At 63.3% G+C, this 19544-nt stretch carries 31 protein-coding genes; 10 read left to right on the top strand and 21 right to left on the bottom strand.

The window, feature by feature from the left end:
- Positions 1-120: 120 nt before the first annotated feature.
- The 21 genes from F3I16_RS16065 to F3I16_RS15965 form a co-directional block, all read right to left on the bottom strand.
- The gene (locus F3I16_RS16065; protein WP_160494562.1) at positions 121-2289 is read right to left on the bottom strand and encodes a hypothetical protein; all 2169 of its coding nucleotides are present in this window, start codon (positions 2287-2289) and stop codon (positions 121-123) included.
- A gap of 1 nt (position 2290) precedes the next feature.
- The gene (locus F3I16_RS16060; RefSeq protein WP_160494561.1) at positions 2291-2644 is read right to left on the bottom strand and encodes a hypothetical protein; all 354 of its coding nucleotides are present in this window, start codon (positions 2642-2644) and stop codon (positions 2291-2293) included.
- Positions 2641-4254, bottom strand: coding sequence for a terminase (locus F3I16_RS16055; RefSeq protein ID WP_160494622.1), 1614 nt, complete (start codon positions 4252-4254; stop codon positions 2641-2643). Before F3I16_RS16055 ends, F3I16_RS16060 begins: the two co-directional genes overlap by 4 nt.
- 53 nt (positions 4255-4307) lie before the next feature.
- Positions 4308-4874 carry a hypothetical protein gene (locus tag F3I16_RS16050; protein ID WP_160494560.1) on the bottom strand — a complete coding sequence of 189 codons (567 nt, stop codon included), beginning with the start codon at positions 4872-4874 and terminating at the stop codon, positions 4308-4310.
- 235 nt (positions 4875-5109) lie between these two features.
- The gene (locus F3I16_RS16045; protein ID WP_160494559.1) at positions 5110-5364 is read right to left on the bottom strand and encodes a hypothetical protein; all 255 of its coding nucleotides are present in this window, start codon (positions 5362-5364) and stop codon (positions 5110-5112) included.
- 116 nt (positions 5365-5480) lie between these two features.
- Positions 5481-5858: a hypothetical protein gene (locus F3I16_RS16040; protein ID WP_160494558.1), complete on the bottom strand. Its 378-nt coding sequence runs from the start codon at positions 5856-5858 to the stop codon at positions 5481-5483.
- Positions 5858-6223 (bottom strand): hypothetical protein, encoded by a 366-nt coding sequence (locus tag F3I16_RS16035; protein WP_160494557.1) that lies wholly within the window; start codon positions 6221-6223, stop codon positions 5858-5860. Before F3I16_RS16035 ends, F3I16_RS16040 begins: the two co-directional genes overlap by 1 nt.
- Positions 6223-6417, bottom strand: coding sequence for a hypothetical protein (locus F3I16_RS16030; protein WP_160494556.1), 195 nt, complete (start codon positions 6415-6417; stop codon positions 6223-6225). The genes F3I16_RS16035 and F3I16_RS16030 overlap by 1 nt, the downstream gene beginning before the upstream one ends.
- Complete coding sequence (locus F3I16_RS16025; protein ID WP_160494555.1) at positions 6414-6836, bottom strand: M15 family metallopeptidase; 423 nt, start codon at positions 6834-6836, stop codon at positions 6414-6416. The genes F3I16_RS16030 and F3I16_RS16025 overlap by 4 nt, the downstream gene beginning before the upstream one ends.
- Positions 6833-7207, bottom strand: a complete 375-nt coding sequence (locus F3I16_RS16020) for a hypothetical protein (protein WP_160494554.1) — start codon at positions 7205-7207, stop codon at positions 6833-6835. The genes F3I16_RS16025 and F3I16_RS16020 overlap by 4 nt, the downstream gene beginning before the upstream one ends.
- A gap of 519 nt (positions 7208-7726) precedes the next feature.
- Entirely contained in the window at positions 7727-8311 is a 585-nt protein-coding gene (locus F3I16_RS16015) for a hypothetical protein (RefSeq protein WP_160494553.1), read from the bottom strand.
- 57 nt (positions 8312-8368) lie between these two features.
- Positions 8369-8971 (bottom strand): hypothetical protein, encoded by a 603-nt coding sequence (locus F3I16_RS16010; RefSeq protein WP_160494552.1) that lies wholly within the window; start codon positions 8969-8971, stop codon positions 8369-8371.
- A gap of 129 nt (positions 8972-9100) precedes the next feature.
- Positions 9101-9349 carry a hypothetical protein gene (locus F3I16_RS16005; RefSeq protein WP_160494551.1) on the bottom strand — a complete coding sequence of 83 codons (249 nt, stop codon included), beginning with the start codon at positions 9347-9349 and terminating at the stop codon, positions 9101-9103.
- On the bottom strand, positions 9346-9753 hold the full coding sequence (locus F3I16_RS16000) for a hypothetical protein (protein ID WP_256670200.1): 408 nt from the start codon (positions 9751-9753) through the stop codon (positions 9346-9348). The genes F3I16_RS16005 and F3I16_RS16000 overlap by 4 nt, the downstream gene beginning before the upstream one ends.
- A gap of 62 nt (positions 9754-9815) precedes the next feature.
- Positions 9816-10136, bottom strand: a complete 321-nt coding sequence (locus tag F3I16_RS15995; protein ID WP_160494550.1) for a nuclease domain-containing protein — start codon at positions 10134-10136, stop codon at positions 9816-9818.
- Positions 10136-10693: a hypothetical protein gene (locus F3I16_RS15990; protein ID WP_160494549.1), complete on the bottom strand. Its 558-nt coding sequence runs from the start codon at positions 10691-10693 to the stop codon at positions 10136-10138. The genes F3I16_RS15995 and F3I16_RS15990 overlap by 1 nt, the downstream gene beginning before the upstream one ends.
- Positions 10694-10743: 50 nt before the next feature.
- The gene (locus F3I16_RS15985; protein WP_256670211.1) at positions 10744-11529 is read right to left on the bottom strand and encodes an ATP-binding protein; all 786 of its coding nucleotides are present in this window, start codon (positions 11527-11529) and stop codon (positions 10744-10746) included.
- Positions 11516-12427 (bottom strand): hypothetical protein, encoded by a 912-nt coding sequence (locus tag F3I16_RS15980; RefSeq protein WP_160494547.1) that lies wholly within the window; start codon positions 12425-12427, stop codon positions 11516-11518. The genes F3I16_RS15985 and F3I16_RS15980 overlap by 14 nt, the downstream gene beginning before the upstream one ends.
- A 178-nt stretch (positions 12428-12605) precedes the next feature.
- Entirely contained in the window at positions 12606-12803 is a 198-nt protein-coding gene (locus tag F3I16_RS15975; RefSeq protein ID WP_160494546.1) for a hypothetical protein, read from the bottom strand.
- Between the two features lie 26 nt (positions 12804-12829).
- Positions 12830-13183 (bottom strand): hypothetical protein, encoded by a 354-nt coding sequence (locus F3I16_RS15970; protein ID WP_160494545.1) that lies wholly within the window; start codon positions 13181-13183, stop codon positions 12830-12832.
- Positions 13184-13236: 53 nt separating this feature from the next.
- Complete coding sequence (locus tag F3I16_RS15965) at positions 13237-13494, bottom strand: hypothetical protein (protein ID WP_160494544.1); 258 nt, start codon at positions 13492-13494, stop codon at positions 13237-13239.
- 103 nt (positions 13495-13597) lie between these two features.
- Here F3I16_RS15965 and F3I16_RS15960 point away from each other — a divergent pair, with 103 nt between their 5' ends.
- The 10 genes from F3I16_RS15960 to F3I16_RS15920 all read left to right on the top strand — a co-directional run bounded on the left by F3I16_RS15960 (position 13598) and on the right by F3I16_RS15920 (position 19542).
- Positions 13598-14296 carry a S24 family peptidase gene (locus F3I16_RS15960; RefSeq protein ID WP_160494543.1) on the top strand — a complete coding sequence of 233 codons (699 nt, stop codon included), beginning with the start codon at positions 13598-13600 and terminating at the stop codon, positions 14294-14296.
- Between the two features lie 271 nt (positions 14297-14567).
- Positions 14568-15092, top strand: a complete 525-nt coding sequence (locus F3I16_RS15955) for a thermonuclease family protein (protein WP_160494542.1) — start codon at positions 14568-14570, stop codon at positions 15090-15092.
- 71 nt (positions 15093-15163) lie between these two features.
- On the top strand, positions 15164-15412 hold the full coding sequence (locus F3I16_RS15950; RefSeq protein WP_160494541.1) for a DUF1654 domain-containing protein: 249 nt from the start codon (positions 15164-15166) through the stop codon (positions 15410-15412).
- 453 nt (positions 15413-15865) lie between these two features.
- Positions 15866-16051 (top strand): carbon storage regulator CsrA, encoded by a 186-nt coding sequence (gene csrA / locus F3I16_RS15945; RefSeq protein ID WP_160494540.1) that lies wholly within the window; start codon positions 15866-15868, stop codon positions 16049-16051.
- A 370-nt stretch (positions 16052-16421) separates the two neighbouring features.
- Positions 16422-16730 carry a hypothetical protein gene (locus tag F3I16_RS15940; protein WP_160494539.1) on the top strand — a complete coding sequence of 103 codons (309 nt, stop codon included), beginning with the start codon at positions 16422-16424 and terminating at the stop codon, positions 16728-16730.
- A gap of 106 nt (positions 16731-16836) precedes the next feature.
- Complete coding sequence (locus F3I16_RS21235; protein ID WP_256670199.1) at positions 16837-16959, top strand: hypothetical protein; 123 nt, start codon at positions 16837-16839, stop codon at positions 16957-16959.
- Positions 16956-17102: a hypothetical protein gene (locus F3I16_RS15935; RefSeq protein WP_160494538.1), complete on the top strand. Its 147-nt coding sequence runs from the start codon at positions 16956-16958 to the stop codon at positions 17100-17102. The genes F3I16_RS21235 and F3I16_RS15935 overlap by 4 nt, the downstream gene beginning before the upstream one ends.
- Before the next feature lie 10 nt (positions 17103-17112).
- Complete coding sequence (locus F3I16_RS15930) at positions 17113-17865, top strand: hypothetical protein (RefSeq protein WP_160494537.1); 753 nt, start codon at positions 17113-17115, stop codon at positions 17863-17865.
- 4 nt (positions 17866-17869) lie between these two features.
- Positions 17870-18868 (top strand): hypothetical protein, encoded by a 999-nt coding sequence (locus F3I16_RS15925; RefSeq protein ID WP_160494536.1) that lies wholly within the window; start codon positions 17870-17872, stop codon positions 18866-18868.
- Between the two features lie 71 nt (positions 18869-18939).
- Positions 18940-19542, top strand: a complete 603-nt coding sequence (locus F3I16_RS15920) for a 3'-5' exonuclease (protein ID WP_160494535.1) — start codon at positions 18940-18942, stop codon at positions 19540-19542.
- The last annotated feature ends 2 nt before the right edge of the window (positions 19543-19544 follow it).

Raw genomic sequence — 19544 nt, 5'->3', positions numbered from 1 at the left:
CTGGTGGGTCAGGCGAGACGCTGGGCGTTCTCGCGGGCCTGCTCGATGTCTTGCAGCAGTTCGGCGTAGGCCTGCGCCTGGCCCTGGAGCCGAGCGATGCCTTCGATGCCGGCGGCGACCTCAAGGTCCGAACGTGCCGACTCCCTGCGTTCGCGGATCAGCTGGAGGAACGTCTGCCAATCCGGAATGGCGTCCGACTGCAGGCGCGCCAGCGCCTTGATCTGTTGCTCTGTCAGTTGCATTGCGTGGTCCTCTCAGGAGCGCGGCCTGCGCGCCCAACTCGAACAGAATTTCCTTGGTCTCCGCCCTGGTCTTCTCGGCGGCGGCCTGTGTGTTGTCCACGTCGGCGGCGACGCGCTGCTGCTCCAGTTGGGTGGCTTGCTCCAGCTGCTGGCCCTGCTGGGCGTTCTCTTGGGCGATGCGGGCGCTGATTTCCTCGTCGCTGGGCACAAGGCCTGGCATGTCGAGGATCTCGGCCACTGCGCGTAGCAGCTTCGCCCGGCCCTCGACGCCGAGGATCTGCATGTCCACCGGGTTGGCGGTGCCCTGCAGGAACTGCTGCCGCAGCATCTGGGTCTGCTCGCGTTGCAGCATGGCACTGGAGCCACGCGCCACCACTCGGCAGTCACCCTTGATGGCCTGGTTGTTCGAGTAGCGCATGTTGAACAGCCAGAGCGCATGGATGACCCGGCGCACCAGGCCGCGGTCGATGTGGCGGATCGCGTCCTTGATACCCTTGTTGGCCGACTCCATCAGCATCGACAGGCCGCTGGCGGTGTTGCCGGCGCCGCCGACCTTCTCGCTGCCGTAGATGTAGCGCGGGATGTTGGTGGCGTCGTCCGCGCGGCGCTCCCACTCGCCGTACACGCCCATCAGCTCGCCCGCCATGCTGGCCGGTTGGAAGAATCGGATTGCCGGCGACGGCGTGGTCTGCCCCATCGTCGACTTGGTACGCCAGCGCTTGAGCGGGAACATGACGTTCGGGTTCTCGCCAGGCATAAGGCGCGTCTCATCGATCTCGACCTGCGGGCCCGACGAGAAAGCCATGTTGTTGGCCTGGGCCCGGGCGGTCGCGCAGCACATGTCCTGCACGTCGTTCATCAGCTCGGGAATGCCCATGCCCCAGAACGAGCCTGGCACAGCTTGGAAGCTGGCCACGTTGTAAGGCCTGGCGCCCAGCGGGTTGCGGTTGATCACGCAGCGAATGACATGCTGGCCGATCAGGATGGCGTCGATCTCGTACTCGGCCAGCGGGTCCGGCACCTGCTCGGCCGGCATGCCCCACTGCAGCAGCATCAGCCCCTGGGCGCTGCCCCAATAGAGCAGGCCCTCAATGGTCTCGCCGTGGTTGTTGAGCCAGTCACCGCTGCGGTCCTCGATTACCGCGCGCTGGCCATCCACGGCCAGCCAATTCCGCAGGCCCCCGCGGCCGTGCTCCAGCAGCACCTGCCGGATGGCGTCTTCGGAGTAACCAGGCACCCCGCGGAGCTTGTTCAGCCCGCGCCGGGTGAAGCGTTCGCGCTCGATCAGGTAGGCGCCATCGTCGACATCGGCAGAGTCAGCCGACGGGTAGATGTCGTACGGGCTGACTCGCTTGAAGTGCGACTTGATGGTCTCGGTTTCGATCAGCGCCCAGCCCTGCCCCCACACCAGGTCCGGCGTGTTCTGCAGAAACGGCCCCTTGAGGATGGCAGTTGGATAGGTCGAGAAATCGTCGATGAACATCTCAAGCGCTTCTTCCCAGCCACCTTCAGCCAGTTGGTCAGCGATCAGGTTCTCGTGTGCATCCGCCGCGGCTCGGGCTCGCTTATCGATCTCTTCGAGGAGCATCTGCTCCAGCGTCTCGCGGGTGAGCGACTGGGCGGCCTGCGGGTCCTGCTGCAGGCGCCCCATCAGCGTCTGCTTGAACGCCTGCAGCACTTCCGGCGGGATGTCCGACACCGGCGTTGGATCCAGGCCCCAAGGGCGACCAGTGGCCGGCATCAAGATGTCGCGAATCCACGCAGCAGCAGCGCGGCACTTGGTGGTGGTCAGCTTCGGATACATCTCGCTGCCACCCTGGGCGCGGATGGCTGCCAGCTTGTCCGCCGGGTAGATGCCTTTCTGCCGCTGCGCGCAGTCGATCAGGCGGCGCTCGATCTCCTGCTTGGCCGTCTTCGCTGCCTCGAAACAGCGGCGAATGTGGCTGGCCAGCGAGCTTTCGAGAGCCGCGCGCTGACGCTGTGCATCCTGGCGCGCCTGCTCCTGGGCAATCAGCGTGCTGGCCGGGGTGAATCCCAGCAATCCCATATCACGCATGCTGCATAGCCTCGTAGACGGCGGCGACTTCGGCCTGGCGGCCCTGGCGGCGCATCCATGCCGCGTGACGGATGCCCTGCAGGTTGTCGAACAGGTCAGCCATGTAGCCGGCTGGACTGGCGGCGAACTCGCGCAGCTTCACCAGCACCTCCACGCCGAAGGCCTCCGGCATGTCGAAGGACAGGCGCACGGCCGGCTCCTGGCCGGTGACCTCGCGCACCAGCACCTTGTCGATCTGCACCGCACCAACGTCAGCGCGCAGGCGCGCCGAGGGCACGGCGAAACCGGAGACCTTGGTAGCGATGAAGGCGGCGACCTGGTTGGCGTCGACGTAAATCTGGCTCATGTGTATGCGCTCCAGTTGCCCTGGCCCTGGTGTGTGGTTGGGATGCTGCTGCTCGGCAGCGGTGTGCCGGCGATGCCGACCAGCTCGAACGCGCCGCAGCGCGCCATCGTCTCGAAAGCCTTGGCGCCGTGGCTGGCCCAGTCGTGTCGCGGGTAGTCCTTGTGGCAGCCGAGCTTGGCGTCCCATTCCTTGCGGTAGTTGTCGAGGCAGTCGATCAGCCGGTCGACACCGGTGCTCGCGACATCGTCCGGCGCGTTGTCGTCCAGCGTGGTCTCGGAGAACCAGCAGAACGGCAGGAACGAGCGGACGGCCTGGATGCCTTCGGCATGGCTGCTGATGCGCGGCACCGGGTCCTCGAAGCGGATGCCGTGCTGTGCGGCGACCTCGTAGCGGGACTTGCCGGTGCCAATCTCGCGAACTGCCAGGTCATGCGGGCCGAAGTGCTTGCCGTAGCTGTAACCCTTCTTCTTCAGCTCGCCGGCGTAGTACTCGATGCCCTCGCCGCTGTCCTCCAGGTAGTCGATGATATGGACCTCGCGGCCGACTACCTGGAAGAACACGATCGACATGGCGTCGTTCATACCCAGGTCCCAGGCGGTGTGCACTGGCAGCGCTGGCGTGTGCTTGCACTTCGTAGTGATCCGGCCGTTCTTCCGCAGCCAGATCATCTGCTGCATGTAGTAGGCGCCCTCGACGCTCTGCGCAAAGGCCTCGGCCGGCGTGGACGGGTACTCCCGCTTCATGTCGTCGTGCAGCGTCTCGGCCTTCTTGGCGTACCAGGCCTGCTGGGCAGGTCTGGTACGGATACCGTGCTTGGTTTCCAGCTCGGTGAAGTACACGCGCAGCCACTGCGGCACCACTATGCCGGTCGGGTCCAGCTCGTATTCCGGCGCCTGCCACCACGGGAAGAAGTGGAACTGCCAGTCCATCAGGGTTGGCATCTTGCCGCTGGCCAGCAGGCGCAGGGCAACCTGGCAGTAGTCGAAGAAGTAACCCTCGCGGCCCTCTGCAGTGCTTTCCAGGGTCAGCTGGTTGCCTATGCCGACCGCCTCGAAGGCACCAGTGACGATCTCCTTGGCCTTGTCCGGGTACTTGCGGCAGATCTTCCCGAACTCGGACACATGCAGGCGCTGCAGGGTGCCGCCGCGGTAGCTGGTCGATACCTGAATGCTCGAACCGTTGTCGAAGATGTAGCCCTGATCCTTGTCGCTCTTCGGCTTCGGCAGGCGAAGGCCGATCAGCTGGAAGATCGACTGCCAGGCTGTGTCCTGCACCAGTTTCTCGTAGGCGTACCGGATCTTGTTCCGGTAGATGTCCTTGGCGTTCGGCAGCGTGTCGGCGATACAGCCGGCGCTGTAGTCGGCGATGAACAGGCAATCATCCAGCGAGTCGATCATCTCGAACGTCGTGAATCCCAGCTGGCGCGCCTTGAGGATGATGTCGCGGCAGTGACCGTCAATGAAGCGCTGCCGCTGCTGTGCGTTCGGCCTGAACCGGCGGACCTTACCGTCCTTGTCCTTGATCTGGTACAGCGCGTTGAGCCGGTACCACTTGTTGGCCAAGGCGCTTACCAGCAGGGGCTTACCCTTCAGCGTGCCGGCACGGTGCATCTCCAGCAGTCCGTCGCCCTTGCGGACAAGCTCTACCCGCTCCGCGCGGGTCATCATTTCGGCGCCACCTCGGCCAGCAGCTCGTCCAGGGTCTTGCCAGCGTCCTTGCCGCCCTCTTCATCCAGCCCGTAAGCCTGACGCTCCAGGCGGATGGCGCGATCCATGGAGGTGGTGGCGTTGCCAAGCGTCTTGCCCACGTAGTCCAGAGGCAGGTCGATCTCGACCACGGCGCCGCCGGCCACCTTCACCTTGATCTTGCCGGCCTCCATCTGTCCTTCGAGCAGGTCGAGGAGCTTTTCGGTCAGGTCCTTGGCGCGCCGGATCAGGCGCTGGTGGCTCTTCACCACCGCGGCGCCGACCTCGGCCGCGTTCTCGACGATCTCGGCGTCGGTGATCGACTGCACGATCTCGGCCGCGGCGGCACGGTTGGTCTTCTCGCGGACGCGCTGGCGGATCTGCTCCGACAGGTCGCGCGACCATTTGCCGTCGGCGGCGCGCTTGCGGATGGCAGCCTCAGACGGCCCGTGCGTGCGGCTCAGCTCGCGGTTGCTGTATGCACCGGTGCGGTAGTCGCGCTCGACCGCGGCCCAGTCGTAGCGCTGGCGGTCGTTGTTGGCCATGGCTTTCGTGGCGCCTCCCGGCGCGCGGATAGTTCAGGCCGTAAAAGGGGCCGAACTGGCCACCTATCCGGCTTGCAATGTGAAAAATGGGTTGCTCCCCAACATGCCCTTTGGAGCAACCCATGGAAAAACTGATCCTCACCATAATTATCGCCGCCTACTTTCACCTTGACCCGCTCGACTGGCGGTCCTGGGTGATCTGTTGGGGCATTCTTGGCGGCCTGGCTCAGCTGTTCTAGTCAGCCGCAACCGTCTGCAGCAGGCGGTAAAGACCGCCAGCCAGGGTGGTCTGGCCCGACATGCTCGCCCACTGGCGGGTCACGTACATGTCGGGCCCGGCTTCCACGTAGCAGAAGCCGACCGCTCGCACCTTGCCTGCGTCAATCGCATCGGCAAGCGCGCGAAGATCCTTCGCGGCCACCAGCATTCCCTCGCTGACCTCGACCGCCGGCACTTCAAGTCGGGTGACCTTCCCGTCACTGCCCGACATTGGCGCGCCCTTTCACTGCCTCGACCAGGCCCTGGTGGCGGCGACTGCATTCCAGGTACTGCCCGGATGCCGTCACGTCTGCCAGGGCCAACTCGGCCGGATCGCCTGTGCCGTCGTCAGCGACTGGCACCTGCTGCAGGTCCGGGCACCGCTCCAGCAGGCTCTGGTCGTAGCTCGCCGGCGCGGGCGGCATTGACTTGGCGCATCCAGCTAGCAGGAATGCGGCAATCAGGGTCCATCGGTTCACGGACGATCTCCTGGCGGGTGCGCTGGTAAATGGTGGCGTTGGTGACCTTGATGCCGGCGATAGCCTCGACGGTCTTCTCGGCCACCTGGGCAACGAGTTGGCGCGCCAGCTTCTCCTGGTCCTGCTGGGCCTTGAGCTGCGCCGCCTCGTCGTAACCGACCTTCCAAGCGTGCATCTGCCAGCCGAACGCGCTGCAGAGCGCGGCCAGGCCGATCAGCACCAGGGCGCGCAGCGCTTCGACCTGCATCAGTCGCCGCTCACGCCGTCACCGACAACCGGGCCACCGCAGCGGGTGCAGCCATCCTTCGGGCCACAGGTGCAGGTGCGCTCAACCGTAGCTGCCTGGCCTTTCTGGTACGGCATCCACTCGGCATAGCCGGAGCGGTCGCGCACTTGGTCGCCTTCCTGCAGCAGCGTGACGCTGCGCTTCTCGAACTGCTTGCCGTTGTGGTCCGCCACCGCGAGGTTGACCATGCGATCGCTGTGCACGAATGCCACGGTGGCGGCCATCGGCTGGTCGCTGCCCGGGTAGGCGAACATGCCCTGCGTGATGTCGTAGGCGGTAGGCCAGTACCAGAGAATGCGGCCTACGGTAGGACGGATGGTGCTCATTACGGATGCTCCTGCTGGTTGGTTTGTGCCTTGGCCTGTACCTCGGCGGCGATCTGGCGCACCTCTGCAACGCTCATCCCACGCCCGGGAATCAGCACCTCGGACAGCCACGACAGCATGCGCACGCCGTTGTAGGTGCCGTCGCCGTTGGCGCAGGCCTCGTCGAGGGTGGCGGCGCGTCGGGGATCAGTCACGGGTAGGCCTGGCGGTCGAGTTCGAAGTGGGGACCATCCTTGAAGGTTTTCCAGTCACCACCCCACACGATGGACACCTTCAGCTTGGCGGCGGCAGCCTTCATGGCGTCGGCGAGCTTGTGGTAGAGCGGCCAGTCCCAGCGCACCTCGGCGCCGATCATGGCGGCCAGGTCGACAGCGTGCGAGACAGGGCCAAGCTCTGGCCGGGCTACGGCTTTCTTGGGGATGTGGCGGCTGTTCGTGGTCGTGCTGGCCCCCTTGGCGACCAGCTCGAGCTGACGCTCGGCGGTGCGCGCACCTTCGGTGACGCAGAAATCTACGTCGGTCAGGGTGATGGCCAGACGAACAACGCTCTGCAGGTCGGGGTGCACGCCATCCAGGCGCTGGTGGCTACGCTTGCTCAGTTGGAACTGGCTCATAGACCGGCGGTCTCCTTGAGCTCGCGCACGATCTCCGGCAGCGAGGCGCTGCGGCGTTTCTCGGCGAACACGAACCAGGCGCGCACCAGAACCCAGCCAGGCAGGCCGCACACGAACACCAGGCCCAGTAGCGCGATCAGGCCGAACAGATCATTGGCCCAGGCCATCAGCTCGAACCAGCGGATCACTGCAGCGCCGCCACCGAGGCTGAACATCAGCGTGCTGATCAACGCCACGGTGAATTCGCGGACGGTTTTCGGAATGGTCATCGCCATGACAACGATGGCAGTGAGCAGCGCGCCGAACAGCCCGAGCAGGCCCAGCTTGTACAGGGCAATGCCGCCGGCAGCAGTCGAGGCTGGCTCGGTCATGGTGGGAAACCTCATAGGGGCATCTCCTGGGCCAGCTCGGCCCTGGTGATGAGCCCGCGCATGGCGAGCTTCAGGGAAAGGATGCCCGGCGAACCGGGCGGGTGTGGCGTCGTCTCCCGACGATGCCTTGGCGCGTCTCCCGACGGGGCCAAAAACGCGAAGGCCCCGCATGACTGCGAGGCCCTTTCAATCCAGTGCCGTCTCTCCGGCTGTCCGCCAAAGGCGTCTCCTGCGCCGGCACCCAACTGCACCGGTCTCGCCTGATCTGCTTCGCGCCCGGCCCGGAGTTACTCCGTGGTGAGGCCTGCGCGGGCTGCCAGCAGTGGTTTTCTATGACCGCCCCACCACCTGGCTGGGAGCGTCCAGGCCTTCCCATAGGGCCGCGCTGGCTGCGGAACGACAGTCAATAAAAAACCCGGCGCGATGGCCGGGTTTAATGGGGTGGTGTTCAGTCGCAACTTCACACCTTGGAAATATCGTGCCGGAAGTGGCACAAGTTGGTCAAGTATTCCAGATCAATCAGTCGTACTCACCCCTAAGATAAGGCAGGACGTTCCCCTCGATCTCTCCTGAGAAATGGCTAGTGGTGGTTCTTACTCGAACCACAAGCCCATCGAACTTACCCCCACAGTACTTCGCAACGTAATCGACTAGTTCAGCCCTCAAACTAATCGCGCCAATTAGATCCAGCGACTCTCCGTACTGCAGTGATGCAGGCAAGTCTTTGTTCTTGTGATAGAAACTAAGCAGGTGCAACTCAACAGTGGCGTGCTTTGAGCCGATAACGATCGATGTCACCGTTGCGGGTCTTCTACCATCAGAGACCACATGGATCGATATCATCCACCCCAGACCCGGGATGATCGATAGCTGTGGGAGAACGTCGAGATGCTCTACGTCCTCTCGGCGCTGCCGGTCTGCCAGCCAGAGGGAAGTTACAACTGCAGCAAGAGCACCAATTCCGGAAACCCAACCGCCCGCGGCATCAAGCAGTGGCACCAGGAGCGTCTTGAACTGCTCAAAGGAGATGCCTGTCCCAGCAGCGGCACCAAGTACGAACGACAACCCTGCGACCATTAGCAGGACGCAACCACCAACAATCACTACCCATCCTGCCACTACAACTTCTCCAAAGGGTTATCAGCGCAAACGATGCCACAGCTATGCAGCTGTAGCCAAACCACGCTCCTCGGTGAGCACTAGCGCTAGAGGCATCAGAGCCTTCCGGTCCAGCCTGTCGCACACCCTGAACAGCTCCTGCACGATCCAGCCCCACTCGCGCGACCAGTTGCGGCGATCGAGGATCACGCCATGGCGATCCTGCAGCCAGGCGCGGAACAGCCGCGGTTGCTCCAGCGGGTCCGGGTTACCCATGCCGCCCTGCACCATGAACCGGTACCGGTAGAGCACGCCGGCGGCGACCCACTGCGCCTGGCGCCGCTTCTCCTCGGCCAGCTCGTCGCGCTTCGGCCAGCTCTCCCAGGCCATGGCATGGGCAATCTCGAACCACTGGTTGGATTGCCGCGTGCTGATCTCCGGCGCGTAGAGGTTGTGCCCGAAACACTGCAGCTCGACCGGCAGGCTGGCGATGGCGTGCTGGAACCGCCCCGACAGCGCCTGGTGCGCGATGCAGTGCAGGCTGTTGTCGATCTCGCTGAACTGCACCTGCCCCCAGACAGAGCGGTCCACCAGGTTCTCCAGCATGGTCGAGCCGCCCTGGTACATGCAGTCATGCCAGGCCTGTCGCGCACTGATCAATCTCATTCATCCCCCAAACCGCGCGCAATTCGCGCAGCAACTGAAATTCGTAACCACTCTGCCCGCCTACTCCCATCCCTGTTTCTCTGTGTTTGCGGGTGCGTACTGCTCTGGTGCGCACTGTGCGCACTCGGCCTACGCCACTCGCAGGTAGCTCTGCTTGCACACCAGCACGAGAGCTAGCCCACTCCACGTAATGCCTTCGTCCATGTAAGCCAGCACCCCATTCGGGCTGCCGTGCCTGATGTGGCTCCATTCCTCCTGGCCGACATACAGGGTTGCCCCTTTCTCCATATCCCTTGCCACGAGGTCGCTGCGCTGCTGGAGGACGCGCCTCTTGATGTCCGCGTACCGCAGCTCAAGGCGCTCGCTCAACGCGCTCATGCGCACTGCTCCCCATACCGAGCTATCAGCATGGCGTCGGCCAGTGCCTGCCCCTTTCCCTTCAAGTCCAGGTCGCGGATACCTGGGTAGAGCTGGATCGCACGAGTGCGCGCGGCGTCCTTGTCCTGCCCCTGCAGGCCGGCGCGCTTCTTCCACGTCTGCGGCGGCACTAGGGTGTAAGGGATGCCCAGCCCCTGCAGCAGGCCTTCAACGACGCCGGCGCCATGGCCGAAGCTGAAGGCAGAGGCGGCGCCCATCTTCCGCTCGCCTCCCCCTGGCATAGCGCCTACCTGCTCGAGGAATGCGTGGCTCACTGGCTGCTCACGGAGGAATGCAGCCAGGGCGGCGCCGTTCACGCGGTTCTTGGTGCCCTGCTTCATGGTCGGCATGTGCAGATGGCGCACGTAGGCATTGCTAGGGCCTAGCAGTACCAGGCAACCCGACATGCCAGGGTCGATACCTACGATCACGAGCGCACCCCCTTGATCACCAGCAGCCCCTTGTCATGCATGCGGCGCCAGGTGCGCACCATTGCCCGGCGCATGTACCACTCGCGGTCTTCGGCGCTCAGGCCAGACTTGCTGCGGCTGTCGATGGCGTCGTGGCAGGCATGGCAGGCGTAGCAGCCGCTCAGGTCGTCCGATTTGGTGCCCATGCCCTTGCTCTCGTCCGGCAGGTGCGCGAAGACGGTCGTTTCCGGCTGGTAGTTGCACACCCCGGCAATGTTCAGGGTGCAATTCTCGTCGCGCGCAGAGTCGCGCACAGCATTCGATACGATCGATCCCATCAGGCAGCCACCCTATCCATTAACTCGGCCATGTCTTCCACCTGCTCAGGCGTGCACTGCGGCCAGTAACGGGCGCAGACGTGCTGGCAGATGCCTCGGTAGAACAATTCGAATTCGCCCTGCTCCATGCGATCGAAGGCCAGGGAGCGCGGCACCAGTACGTCGATGGTGCGGATCTCCGGCAGCACCGACCGCAGCATCCGGGCAGCAGCAGTCCCTAGCAGTCCTTCGGCGGCCGCCAAGATGGCGTCGATCACCGGCGAAGCCTCGATCTGCTCCACGTCACAGCACACGCCTGCCTCGCGCTGCAGGCGCTTGATCGCGGCGTGGTTGTCCAGGCTTTCGAAGCCATCGATCTGGGCCACCACCAGGCCGCCCAGCAGGTGAGCTTTGCGGTGCTGGCTCAGGTTGCGAGGCTTGGTCAGCTCCGCGCGCAGGTCAGTACCCACCCGGTAGCCACGCTCACGCATCAGCCGTTGGTCAGTGGCGAAGCGCGGAACCAGGGCGCCGATCACCTCACCGGTGGCCTGCACGATCACGCGCTCAACGCGCAACATGACGTGCTTCGGGTCGCGCCTTTTGCGGCGTGGAGCCAGTTGGTCGTTGCTCATCGGCTGGACTCCCATTCAAACGGGATCGCCTTGCCGCCGTTCTCGCGCAGGCGATCGAATACCCGCTCGCCGAGGAACTGTTTCACCTCGTCCAGAGGAAGGTTGCTCAGCACGATGCTCGGCTTGCAGGCGCTGTAGCGGGCGTTCATCACGTCGAACAGGGTCACCAGTTCGGCGTCCTTCCCATACTGCACACCGACCTCATCGAGGATCAGCAGATCCGGCGCCACCAGCTCGGCGATCGCCTCGTCTTCGGAACGCCCGCCATTCCCGCCCTGGCGCCAGGAGCCACGAACATGGCGAATCACCTCCTGCACGGTGCGGAACAGCGCCGTATAGCCCTGCCCCATGATCACGTTGGCCGCAGCGCACGACAGATGGGTCTTGCCAGTACCGGTGCGGCCGACCAGCAGCAGGCAGCGGCCATCGAACAACACCTGCTCGAAGTCGGTCGCATAGGCCTGCAGGTCAGCCAGCGCGCGCTGCTGCCCTTCGCTCTCGACCAGGTAGTTCTCGAAAGTCTTGCCGATAAATCGCGGCGGAATCATCGCCCCAGCCAGGCGCTGCTCCATCGAGCGCCGTGCAGACACTCGACGCTCACCGGCCAGCCGTGCCTGCTCGGCGTTGCTCGCTTGCTCTGCGCTTTCCCGGGCGCATGCCGGGCACCCAGTCCAGCCCTGCAGATGGCTCCGCGCGGGGCGCGGCCGGCGAATGTTGAACGCTGTCGACGTGTACTCGCCATGCTTCGGGCAGACTTCAGCACGCGGCTCAGAACCGGCCATCTGCACCGATGCCTGTTGTGTAATTGCGGTCATCGAAACCCCCGTGTTTTTTGTTTGCTTGCGGCCAGCCACTACCAGGCCCTTGTAGTTTCAGCGCTTCGCGCCAGTGCTCATCTGGGCCCAGGAACGTCGCGGCCTGTTTCACGTACTCGGTACCGGTCTTGCCCGCCGTATTGCATGCCGTGGCGTAGCAGCTGGCGGCCTTGATCAGGTCGTCAACGCTCGCCCCTTCCCTGAGCCGTGCCTTCCAGCACTTGAACGCGGCCTTCTTCGAGTTGGTGCCCAGTCGCTTCGGGTAAGCCGACCAGAAGCGCTCGAACTCCTCGGTGTACCCATCCCCGTCACCCGAAGGGGGCAATAGGCTTTTGCTCTTGCTTTGGCTCTTACCGGAAACCGGAGGTAGGTTGCTGATCAGGATTTCCGGCACTGGTGATGCGGCTGGTGAATTGGTTGTTGATCCGCCTGCCACTCCAGCCAAAGCCCCGTCGTTACTGGGCTCTGTTTGGTTGTTGATCGGTTGCTGTTCTGGTTGCTGATGCGGTTGCTGTACTGGTTGCTGATTGGTTGCTGATCCTTTGGCCGGACTGTCCCTGGTCGCCAGCGGCAGCTGGAAAACCAGCGGCCCAATTGACTGCAGCGCTCCCAGCACCACCAGCCTGTCGATCAGCGATCGCACTTTCTGCCGAGTCGGCGAGCCAGACTCATGCCGGCCACGAATGGGCGCGACATACAGCGCCTCCCGCAGGCCCTGCTCGTTGAACCGTCGTTTCTCACCGCCTGCGACGCCGGTGGCGAAGTTCATCGCTCGACGCAGCACGCAATACAGCTTGAATACCTCGGCAGGCTCCTCGGCCAGCAGCGACCACTCGTCATCGTTGATCTGGAACGGTGGCGGCATGCGTCACCAGCCCAGGTCTGGCCCGCACGCACCCACAGGCACGTAACGAATCAGCGCGTTGTCGATGTGATCCATGATTCCCCCCGGGCAAGTGCCCTGAAATTCGCAGTTGGGAGCAGCAATGTCTTTTGGACGAGGCAAAAAGATTTGCCCCCAACCGCTGTGCTAGGCTGGCGAGTTACCCCTTCACCAACTCCAAACGCCGCCCACCCTGGGCCAGCGCGTACAGCTGCTGCTGCAGGTTTTCCATGGCAACGGCCATCAGTGCCTGCCCAACGGTGCAGCCACGTCGCAAGGCCTCTTGCTGCAGAGCCTGGTGCTCGCTGTCGCTGAGCTGGCCCAGAGCCGCATCACACACTTGGTTCGAGAACAGCATCGCGTCCCCTCCTCTACGAGGCCCTTTCAGGCCGTTTTCAGTTCGCCGACACTCTCGGCCAGGGACTGCTGCGCCAAGCCGGCCAGCAGGTTGCTGAGCTGCTCGGGGGCTATCTGCTCACCACGGAACAGCGCGGTCAGTACATGGGCGCGCTGCTGGAGCAGGACCGCGGCGAGAATCTGTGCCTGCTGTCCGCCCTGCTGCAGGCGGTGGCCAATGAACATGCAGTCGCGGGCATAGCCGGTCAGGTTCTCGGCGTGGCTCAGCCTGGCCGACTCGATCAGCTCCTCGTGGTCGGATTCGCACACGCGAACCTTGATCGTCTCGGTCAGATGGGTGCCATCGGCCTTCCGCCGGCGGTCTTCACGGAGTTTCACCATTGGGGATTCCTCGGGGGTTATGGATGGGGAATGCAGTAGCACCAGACGCGCAGTTAGCTCGCCTGGCGGATTTCAAGTTGCTCGTGCTCGGCGCGCTCAAGCTCGGGCCAGATCAGTCGCCAGTCTTCGGGGCGCAACTCTTTGCGCGTGGCAACTCCCAGCTGCTCGAGTGCGACGGCGGTTTGCGGCGTCGCGGTCTTGTTGCCGTAGGCAATCTGCTTGAGGTATCCGCGCGTCGTTCCCGTGCGCTCGACAGCCTCGTCATCAGCCGTCTTCAACCACTCAAGGAGATTCGTGATCTTGTTTCGCATGTCGGTTCTCCTGCTAATCCCCGACATGATTACCCACAGGTAAGCATTTAAGCAATACCCGCAGAGCATTTACCCATAAGTAACGAATGGCGAATATTGACGAATGGATAAGAACGAAATTCGTCGCACCAACCTTCAAGCCCTGATGGACAGGGAGTACGGCGTCGCCCAGCGTGGGGCTAAAGCCAAACTCGCCAAGCGCCTCGGCAAGCAGGCTGACTACATCTCCAGATGCCTCTACCCACCAGGTAAAGAAGGCCGAAAGAACATCGGCGAAGACTTCGCGCGCGAGATAGAGGTCGCGTTCAAGCTGGGCACCTACTCGCTCGACTCGCCGCTACCGGCCGAGTCTGAGCCAAGCAATATCGCCCCTGCCCTGCAGCCTACTCGCAGCTCCCGCGAGTACCCCGTAATCAGCTGGGTTGCTGCCGGCGAGCGCGCCCACTCCCCTGACGTCTACTCACCTGGTGTCGCCGAGGAGTGGCTTGCATCTACCGAGAATGCGGGGCCGCATGGCTATTGGCTGATCGTGAAAGGTCCGTCTATGACCTCGCAGACTCCGCCGAGCTTTCCCGACGGAACCCCGATCCTGATCCGACCGGAGGGTTTCGATCTGGTCAGCGGCAAGTTCTACATCGCCCGGCACCGTGACGGCGAAACGACTTTCAAGCAGTACATCTACGACAGCGGGCGGGAATACCTGGTCCCACTGAACAAGGATTTCCGCCAGGTTGAGATGGACCATGAGTGGGATGTCATCGGCCGAGTGATCGACGTGAAAGCGCCGAAAGGCGTTCTCTAAGAAGTTCGCAACCAAAGGATTGATATGACTGCGCAGACTCCACGGCCCATTGGTATTGCAGCTGCCATCGGTGCAGCCCTGCTTGCCTTCGTTGCCGGCGTTATGGTTGCGAACCACAGCCGCCCAGCCACCTGGGAAGAGTGCTATGTAGATCGGATGGCAGACGCGAAAACCAAGGGATCAAGCCAGGTCCTCGCGAGTTTCTGCCGCTCTCAGGTCTTGCCTAATCAAAAGAGCGAGTAATCGGTCACTGAGCCGCAAGGTGGCGCCCGTGAGAATCCCCCTGCTCTGCTTGCTCCTCCTGCCGCTGGTGGCCAATGCAGCTCCACTCCAGTGCCGAGTGACCGCTATCACCGACGGCGACACCCTCGCCTGCTTTGACCCGGAGCGCCGCAAGGTCGAAAAGATCCGGCTTCGCGGGATCGATGCGCCGGAGAAGAAGCAGCCATTCGGCCAGCGCAGCAAACAGAACCTGTCCGATCTGGTCTACGGAAAGCCGGTAACCGTGAAGTGGGATAAGCGTGACCGCTGGGGGCGCATCATCGGTACTGTCTGGGCCGCACCGGCAGACTGTCCGAGCTGCGGTCATACCCTGGATGCTGGCCGGGCCCAGCTCGCCTCGGGCATGGCCTGGTGGTTCCGCCGCTATGCAAATGAGCAGCCGCGCGAAGAGCGAGGCGCCTACGAGTTCGAAGAGGGTGAGGCGAAGGCCAGGCGTACAGGCCTCTGGCGCGATCCAGAGCCGGTGGCTCCTTGGGCTTGGCGGAAAAAGCCCCCTCCTACAGCCAGGCAGTGAACTGGTCTGCATATTGAAATCCCCTTACCTTTGCATGGATACTGTATATCCATACAGCAAAGGAGGGCCACATGGCCAGAAAGGCAGCAGTACCACACCAACTTACTACCTTCGAGCTGCTGGCTCGCCGTATCCAGCAAGCAATCACCTCAACACGAGCCCAGCTTGAGCGGCAGGTCAATATCGCCAAGCGCGAGGATGAATCCGAGAATGACTGGCAAAGCCTCCTCGAGCAGATCAGTGAAGAGGAAAGCGTCACGATGACCCGTCGAGCAGATGGCTCCGTGCATCTGGCGTGGCCAGGCCTTCGGCCCCACTGAGTCACCGCAAGCAGAAGCCCGCAAACGCGGGCTTTTTTGTGCTCTCTCGAAATATATTTACCCATAGGTATTGACCATTAAAATTACCCGCAGGTATTGTTTATCCAGCAACGCCGCTCTTTAACAACTCCGACCCCACCGCAGTCCCGACAGTCGCCTCCTGGCGTACTGAGCGACGGTGGTTAAACACGACTGCCCATGCCGGCTCTGGACACCGGCCAGCTCGATACCATGTGACCCGCGCTCCCTCACAGAAAGCGCGACACGGGTTGAGGGTTGCGGCGCTCCCGCCAGGACTCGCAGGGCCTAAGAACGGCCGCTACTGCAACCAGTCGAGAGAGCTGACAAGTAATCGCCCAGCCGGTGTGGCGTGTAACGCCGGCACGGAAAGCATCACTTCTGCACCTGGGCGACCGGGTGCAGCGGGATGACAACCACCCAAGGAGCAGGACCATGTTGATTCTTACCCGAAAAACCGGCGAAACCCTCTGCGTTGGCGACGACATCACCGTCACGGTGCTGGAAGTGAAAGGCAACCAGGTGCGCATCGGCATCAACGCGCCGAAACACGTCGAAGTACACCGCGAAGAGATCAAGAAGCGCATTGATGCAGAGCGCGCGCTGAAAGCGGTCAGCTGAACCCCGCCCGCTAACACGGGGGTGCCACCCGGTAACGCATGACGCCGATCCGGTATTCGCAGGGCTGACCACCCCGGCACAAACGGTCCCGAGAAACCCGCCAGGGCGTATCGGAGAGTGATCGGCTGATCGCCGATGCAAACAGCGGGGTGGCCACCTCCATGCGCGTATGCGGTGGATTGCCCGGCCAACCGATCACTCCCCGATGCGTTTCCCCGCATCCAGCCTCATCAGGCATTGCCCCGCTCACACCGGGGCCTTTTTCTCCCCTTCCCCGCCTACATACGCCGCGCACTTGCTGTCCCACCTTGCGGAAGGTCTGGGGGCGGTAGGTGCGCGACCTATGCACGCGCACAGCGAGGAAATCGTCATGAAAACCCTGCACGACTACGAGCAGCAGGTACACGCCGCGCTCGACGAACTGGACCAGGCAACGCTCGAGCAGTACGCAGAGCACGCAGCCGACAACCTGAACCCCGCTCACCTGAGCGAGCTGGCCCTGGCCCTGATCAAGAACGACAGCGCCGGCCAGCTCCTGGCGCTGACGAAGATCGGTGGCCGCATCGACCGCCAGCGCGCCGAGTTCATGGAAATGGAGGCGCTGCGCCGGTCTCGCCTGGCCGACGAGGACGAGATGTTGCGGGCCGATCTGGACGCCGATTTCCGGGGTGCTGCATGAGCAACCTCAACGAGCTGTACGCCCGAATCCAGCATCTTGCCGCCCAAGGCATCCATACCAACCGCGAGCTGCTGGCACACCTGCAGCGCGCCAAGGAGGTGCCGGCATGCTGACCACCACCGATGTCGCCCTGCTGGCCCTCCTCGTTCTGGCGCTAGCGCTGCCCGACAACAAGCCGAACCTGGTGCCGGCCACTGCCGCGCACCTGACCGCGGAGTGCAAGCCATGACCCGAACACAACAGCGCCGCCGCTGCATCTGGATAGGTTCCGCCGCTGGCGCCCTGCTCTGGCTGGCGGCCCTGATCATCCCGGCCGCGATCGCCGGCCACATCACCGCCGAACAACCAACTACAACACCGCTCCAGCGGTAAGGACATTGCAATGGCGAAAGCAAAAGCTGAGCAGAACCTGGCCCTGTGGGATCAGGTGAAGACCACCGACAAGGATTTCACCCGTACCGCTCACTTCGACGGCCGCGACGTAACGTCGATCAACGGCATGTACATGATTCAGCGAGCTACGGAAATGTTCGGCCCGCTCGGTAAGGGCTGGGGCTTTGACGTTCTGGTCGACCGCTTCGACCAGGGCGCGCCCATCCTCGACAAGTCCGGCCAGGTGGTCATCGGTCACGAACAGATGCACACCATGCAGATCAAGCTCTGGTACCTGCACGGCGGCGCCCGCCGCAGCATCACTCAGTTCGGTCACACGCCCTACGTGCAGAAGACCAAGTGGGGCATCAGCACCGACTTCGACGCAGTGAAGAAGTCCCTGACCGATGCCATCAAGAAATGCCTGTCACTGCTCGGCTTCAGCGCTGACGTGTACCTGGGCATGTTCGAGGACGCGATCTACCTCGAAGGCCTGGCCCTGAAGAAGCGCCTGGACGAAGCCGGCGACACCGACACCGTGATGGACGAGGCGAAAGGCGAATTCAAGGACTGGCTGAACCGCCAGATTAGCGCCCTCGATCGCTGCCCTACTCCTCAAGCTCTGGAGCTGATGCGCAAGAAGATCGTGGAGACGGCACGCGCCAAAGCCATGGTCGTGAAGATCAACCCGGACAACATCGAAGCGCGCATCAACGAAGCCAGCGCCGCCCGCCTGACCGCACTTACCAACCCCGAGGAATAACGCCATGACCAATCTGAAAAACGTCAACCTGGAAAAAGGCACCGTCGAGGTTGCCGAATACAGCGCCACAAATGCCGCACTGGCCCTGCTGAAGCAGAAATACGCAGTTGTGCCCGATGTCGAAACGCCGGCCGGCTACGAGCTGGCCAAGGCCGGCATCAAGGAGCTGACCGGGCTGCGCACAAGCCTGGAGGCCGCCCGCAAGCGCGAGAAAGACCCGTACCTCAAGGCCGGCGCCATCATCGACGCCGAGGCCAAGCGCATCACCGCCGAGCTGGTGGCCTTGGAAGATCCGATGAAGGCGGCCAAGAAGGTGGTCGACGATCGCGTAGAGCGCGAGCGCCAGGAGCGCATCGCACGCCTGCAGCAGAAGGTCGACGCCATCAAGGCAATGCCGGCTCGCGTTCGCGGCGGAAGCAGCATCGAGATCAGCCACATGCTCGATCACGTCGGCGAAATCGATGCGACGCACGATTTCTTCGACCTGACCAAAGAAGCGGTAGCAGCCCGTGCGGAAGCCCTCGACGAGCTGACACAGATGCTGACCGACCGCCTGGCATTCGAGGCCACCGAGGAAGAGCGCAAGGCGTTGGAAGCGCGGAACGCTGAGCTGCTTCGCCAGCAGGAAGAACAGCAAGCTGAGCTGCGCCGCAAACAGGAAGAGCTGGACCGCCAGCTGCGGGAGATGCAGGAAGAGCGCGAGGCCATGGCCCGCGAGCGCGCCGCCCGTCAACAGCCTACTCCGACTGTACCTGCTGCCGTTGAGCCTGCTGCACCGGTCGCCAGCGCGCCAGCCGCTGCCCGCAAGCCACGGGTCGACACCCGCCAATGGCATGCCGTTGTCACCGACAAGAGCGCGTTGATCGCCGCCATCGCCGCCGGCTACGGCACCGAGGATCTGCTGATCATCGACCAGGCCGCTCTGGACAGCCTGGCCAATGGCGAACGCCAGGGCCTGCAACTACCAGGCGTGCGCGCAGAGCCGGTGCCTGCCGCCGCTTAACCACTCCAACAAACCAACCACCCTCGCGCCAGTCGGCGCGGGATGGACAGCGCTTGCCCGAGGAAAGAGAAATGAGCCAATTGGCCGTCGTATTCGACACTGAAACTACCGGCATCCCCGACTGGAAGAACCCCAGCGAAGCCGAGCATCAACCGCATATCGTTGAAATTGCCGCCACCTTGTACAGCGCCCAGGGCGCCGTGATCGACAGCTTCCAGGCCATCGTAAAACCAGACGGCCGGGTGATCCCCGACGAGCTGGCCGAGATCCACGGCATCACCCAAGAGATGGCCATGGAAGTCGGCATCAGCGAAATCGACGCCCTCAAGGGCTTTCTGGCCCTCCACGATCGCGCCGGTATTCGTGTCGCCCACAACGCGACCTTCGATGACCGGATCGTTCGTATTGGCCTGATGCGCTACTTCGACGAGGAGCGCGCCAACGCCTTCCGCGACGGCTCCGAGAAGTTCTGCACCTGCAACAAGTCGCGCGGCCCGGTAGGCCTCGGCAAGCTGCCAACACTGGCTGAAGCCTACAAGCACTTCACCGGCGAAGACCTTGTGAATGCCCACCGCGCCATGCCAGATGCCCAGGCATGCGCACGTATCTACTTCGCCCTGCAGGGCGTGGAAATGCCAGAAGCTGAAGCGCTCGACGCTGCTGTGGAGTCCTGATT

Source organism: Pseudomonas sp. L-22-4S-12, from assembly GCF_009799935.1.
In the GTDB taxonomy this organism is placed as follows: domain Bacteria; phylum Pseudomonadota; class Gammaproteobacteria; order Pseudomonadales; family Pseudomonadaceae; genus Aquipseudomonas.
This window is presented reverse-complemented; position numbering and strand designations above follow the sequence as displayed.